Consider the following 4,633-nt stretch of genomic DNA (forward strand, 5'->3'; position numbering starts at 1 on the left):
CTTTGTCCCCTAACTTTCGGCGAGTCCCCCCAGACTTTTTGAGAAGCTTCTTTTCTCATATAGTTAGTCCCCAAAATTATTCTGCTAAATTAATGGATAAATTTCCATATGATCAGTTAGATTATTGTGCATTAATTGCTATAAGAACATTTAAAAACGAGCCAGTTGAACAGATGAAAGTGAATACAAAGTTATTTGTAGAAAACTGGTCGAGTTCCTCAGTAAAGCTTCTTTTACCCAAAGACTAAAGTATGTTTAGTTTTCGAGGGATAACTATGCCATAATTCTCGATATCTCAAGGAAATAGAACAGGTTTTGTTTTAATAGTTGGTTTGATTGTCTGTATTGTTCCCTATTTTTTCATTTTTAATAGATTTTTTCTAACATCCAACATTTCTCAGATTGACCAATATGAACTGGAAAATTATAAGGTCAATTTGGCACCCAATCCTTTAGAATTAATTTAAACTTTACACTAGGTAGATAAAGGCTGTGAATAGTGCTTCTCAAACTCCCAAATATTCTTTGATTATTCCCATCTACAACGAAGAAGAGACAATTCCCGAACTCTACAACCGTGTTAGCCAGATCATGAATCGTCTTGACGGTTTGGTTGAATTAATTTTAGTCAACGATGGGAGTTGGGATAAATCTCTCAAACTGATTCGAGAACTACATCAAACCGATTCGAGAGTATGTTATCTTAGCCTAGCCCGTAATTTTGGACATCAGACTGCTGTTACAGCCGGACTTAACTTTGCCAGGGGTCAAGCAGTGATCATTCTCGATGCGGACTTACAAGATCCCCCCGAGTTAATCCCTGATATGATTGAGAAGTGGAGACAGGGGTATGAAGTTGTCTATGCTCAGCGTCTCAAACGTAAACAAGAAGGATGGTTTAAGCGGTTTACCGCCTATGTGTTCTACCGTATTCTTAAACGATTAGCAGATGTGGATATTCCGGCGGATACGGGGGACTTTTGCTTGATGGATCGGCAGGTAGTTGATGTTCTTAATACTATGCCAGAAAGAAGTCGCTATATTCGGGGTTTGAGAGCTTGGATTGGGTTTAGGCAAACTGCCGTTAAATTTGAGCGAGATCCTCGTTTTGCCGGAGAAGTTAAGTATACTTTCCAGAAGTCTTTCTCCCTAGCATTAAATAGTTTGATTTCGTTTTCGAGAATTCCTTTAAGGTTATCAACTTATTTAGGGTTACTTTCTGCTGGGGTGGCATTAATGATGGCTTTATTGGTTCTTTACTGGCGTTTGCATGACCCCAATTCCCCCATTACAGGTTTAGCTACTATTATGATTGCGATTTTCTTTTTAGGGTCAGTCCAACTTGTCTGTCTTGGTATCTTAGGGGAATATATTGGGAGAATCTATGAAGAGATAAAAGGCAGACCCTTATACACTTTAGCTGAAATTGGAGGCTTTAGCGGTTCAAAAGTCAACCATCGAGCCTCTTTTCAATAAAAAGGAGGCAAGTTACTTGGCAACTCAAAATATGACTTCACTGAGGGCTTAATAATATCAAGCCCCAACAGAAGCTAAAATTTTAAATGCCTAACCTTTGATAAATAGTGTCTAGATTTTGTAGATGATGCTGAGGATCGAAACAATTTTCGATGTCTTCAGGGGAGAGATATTGGGTTACCTCGGGATCTTTGCTGATCAAACCATGAAAATCACCATCCTCTTGATTCCAAGCCGAGTGAGCGCATTTCTGCACCACTTGATAAGCAGATTCTCGACTCATTCCTTTCTCCACCAAAGACAACAGTACCCGTTGACTAAAAATAACCCCACCATAAACATTCATATTCCGCTTCATGTTGTCTGGATAAACCAATAAATTCTTGGTTAGATTGGTCATTTCCTTCAACATAAAATGGGTTAAAATGCAAGTATCTGGTAGCATTACCCGTTCTACGGAACTGTGGGAGATATCTCGTTCGTGCCACAGAGCAACATTTTCTAGGGCAGCCACCGTATAACCCCTAATAATGCGAGCGACACCCGTTAACCTTTCTGAACGAATGGGATTACGTTTGTGAGGCATAGCAGAAGACCCTTTCTGTCCCTTAGAAAAGTATTCTTCTACCTCTAAGACATCTGTGCGTTGTAAGTTTCTAATTTCCACTGCAAACCGTTCCACAGAGGAGGCTAATAAAGCCAATTGTTGCACAAATTCTGCGTGACGATCGCGCGATATCACTTGAGTCGAAGCGGTGTCCGGTTCTAGTCCTAGATATTGACAGGATAAGGCCTCCACTCTGGGGTCAACATTAGCGTAGGTTCCCACCGCACCAGATATTTTACCCACTCCAATAGTGCGACGTAACTTCACTAATCTTTCCCTATTTCGTAGCACCTCTGCTAACCATCCTGCCAACTTAAACCCGAAAGTAATGGGTTCGGCGTGAATGCCGTGCGATCGCCCTACCATAACCGTGTTACGGTGTTGTTGAGCCTGGTAACGTAATGCTTGAATCAAATCCTCAAGACACTCTAAAATCAGGTTTAAACTAGCCACCAATTGTAAAGCCAAGGCGGTATCTAGAACATCAGAACTGGTTAAACCTAAATGAATATAACGGCCTGCATCTCCCACATATTCGTTAACATTGGTCAAAAATGCGATCACATCGTGACGCACTTCCGCTTCAATTTCTAGTACCCGTTGCGGGTCAAAATTAGCCTTTTCCTTGATTTCTGCTACTGCTTCTTGGGGAATGTAACCTAATTCTGCTTGAGCCTCACAAACTGCAACCTCCACTTGTAACCAAGTTTTCAGCTTGTAACTATCAGTCCAAAGTTCTCCCATCTCTGGCAAGGTATAACGTTCAATCACTGCCATTTATCACTGATACAACATGATATAGTACCACACTTGGGTTTTTCCCTCGGTTCATGGTGAACCCTGGCAACCAGCAGTTATGAGTTAAATTTTTGAGAAATTTTATTGATTCCCCAAGTGAGAATTGCTCCTAAGAAGAGGATACCAATAGCAGGATTAAATAAAGGTTGCCAAAGTTTATACCAGAGATCAAAACCCAGAGAAACACCCACAGAGCGACCAATAACCGCCACCACAAACCAGAAAAACCCTAGCAAAATCAAAAATACATCAGCCACCAGTAAACGGTTCAACCAAGTCAAAATTGTTTCTTTCATTATTTTGTTGATCATTCTCCCTAACCTCAGTATCAAGGAAATTCTGGATAATCACAACCGTCCCCACAAATATTAAGACGTTAGGGATTATAGGGTAAGACAAGAGAGCAGGGAATTCTGCCGACATCAAGCTAAAATAGGACTTGGATAAATTCGCTACCAAATTATTTTATAATCAGCCACCATGCAAACTATCGAAACGCCTAAAACACCGAAAACCTTTTCTAAACCAGAATTTGATACCACTATTCATCGCCGTAAAACCCGTCCAGTTAAAGTGGGGAATATTACCATTGGGGGTGGTTTTCCTGTTGTTGTCCAGTCCATGATCAACGAAGACACCCTAGATGTTGACGGATCTGTGGCTGCAGTTCGCCGTTTACACGAAATTGGTTGTGAGATTGTTCGGGTAACGGTTCCTAGCATGGGCCACGCCAAAGCATTAGCTAAAATTAAAGATAAATTAGCCCAGGTGTATCAACCGGTTCCTTTGGTAGCAGATGTGCATCATAATGGCTTAAATATTGCCCTAGAAGTGGCTAAGCACGTAGATAAAGTGCGTATTAATCCAGGATTATACGTCTTTGAAAAACCCAGTCCCACCCGTACAGAATATACACAAGAAGAATTTGAAAACATCGGAGATAAAATTCGTAGAACCCTAGAACCATTGGTTATCTCCCTGCGAGATCAAGGAAAAGCGATGCGAATTGGGGTTAATCATGGTTCTTTAGCAGAAAGAATGCTATTCACCTACGGAGATACCCCAGAAGGGATGGTGGAGTCTGCCTTAGAATTTATCCATATTTGTGAGTCCCTTGATTTTTATAATTTGATTGTTTCCCTCAAAGCGTCCCGCGTTCCCGTAATGTTGGCTGCCTATCGTTTGATGGTGCAAAGGATGGATCAGTTGGGAATGGATTATCCTTTACATTTGGGAGTGACAGAAGCAGGAGACGGAGAATATGGTCGTATTAAGTCAACTGCTGGAATTGGAACCCTCTTAGCAGAAGGAATAGGGGATACCATTCGTGTTTCTTTAACCGAGTCACCAGAAAAGGAAATTCCTGTTTGCTATAGTATCTTGCAAGCATTGGGACTCCGTAAGACAATGGTTGAGTATGTCGCTTGTCCTTCTTGTGGTCGTACCCTGTTTAACCTTGAGGAAGTATTACAGCAAGTACGAGAAGCAACTAAACATCTCACTGGTTTGGATATTGCAGTGATGGGATGTATTGTTAATGGACCAGGGGAAATGGCCGATGCTGACTACGGTTATGTCGGTAAACAAGGAGGCCATATTGCACTGTATCGCGGTCGAGAAGAAATCAAAAGGGTTCACGAAACACAAGGGGTCGAAGAATTGATTAATCTCATCAAAGCAGATGGCCGTTGGGTTGATCCGTGACGACTCCCGACACTGAACGGAGTACCGTTACAGTGCGGGCTTCTCCAA

At 41.5% G+C, this 4,633-nt stretch carries 5 protein-coding genes; 3 read left to right on the plus strand and 2 right to left on the minus strand.

The annotated features are described in order from the left end of the window. Together P9B04_RS14695 and P9B04_RS14700 are read left to right on the plus strand one after the other, a co-directional pair. A partial coding sequence (locus P9B04_RS14695) for a hypothetical protein (protein ID WP_342055736.1) occupies positions 1-248 on the plus strand: 248 nt, incomplete at its 5' end. Positions 249-492: 244 nt separating this feature from the next. Next, positions 493-1,476 carry a glycosyltransferase family 2 protein gene (locus tag P9B04_RS14700; protein ID WP_342055737.1) on the plus strand — a complete coding sequence of 328 codons (984 nt, stop codon included), beginning with the start codon at positions 493-495 and terminating at the stop codon, positions 1,474-1,476. Positions 1,477-1,558: 82 nt separating this feature from the next. On the opposite strand, the gene purB is transcribed toward P9B04_RS14700, so the two are convergent. Further along, positions 1,559-2,854 (minus strand): adenylosuccinate lyase, encoded by a 1,296-nt coding sequence (purB, locus tag P9B04_RS14705; RefSeq protein ID WP_342055740.1) that lies wholly within the window; start codon positions 2,852-2,854, stop codon positions 1,559-1,561. Positions 2,855-2,937: 83 nt separating this feature from the next. Then, the gene (locus P9B04_RS14710; protein WP_342055738.1) at positions 2,938-3,177 is read right to left on the minus strand and encodes a hypothetical protein; all 240 of its coding nucleotides are present in this window, start codon (positions 3,175-3,177) and stop codon (positions 2,938-2,940) included. A 184-nt stretch (positions 3,178-3,361) separates the two neighbouring features. On the opposite strand from P9B04_RS14710, the gene ispG reads away from it, so the two are divergent. Then, positions 3,362-4,585 carry a (E)-4-hydroxy-3-methylbut-2-enyl-diphosphate synthase gene (gene ispG / locus P9B04_RS14715; protein WP_342055739.1) on the plus strand — a complete coding sequence of 408 codons (1,224 nt, stop codon included), beginning with the start codon at positions 3,362-3,364 and terminating at the stop codon, positions 4,583-4,585. The last annotated feature ends 48 nt before the right edge of the window (positions 4,586-4,633 follow it).

Source organism: Crocosphaera sp. Alani8, assembly GCF_038442745.1.
Taxonomy (GTDB): domain Bacteria; phylum Cyanobacteriota; class Cyanobacteriia; order Cyanobacteriales; family Microcystaceae; genus Crocosphaera.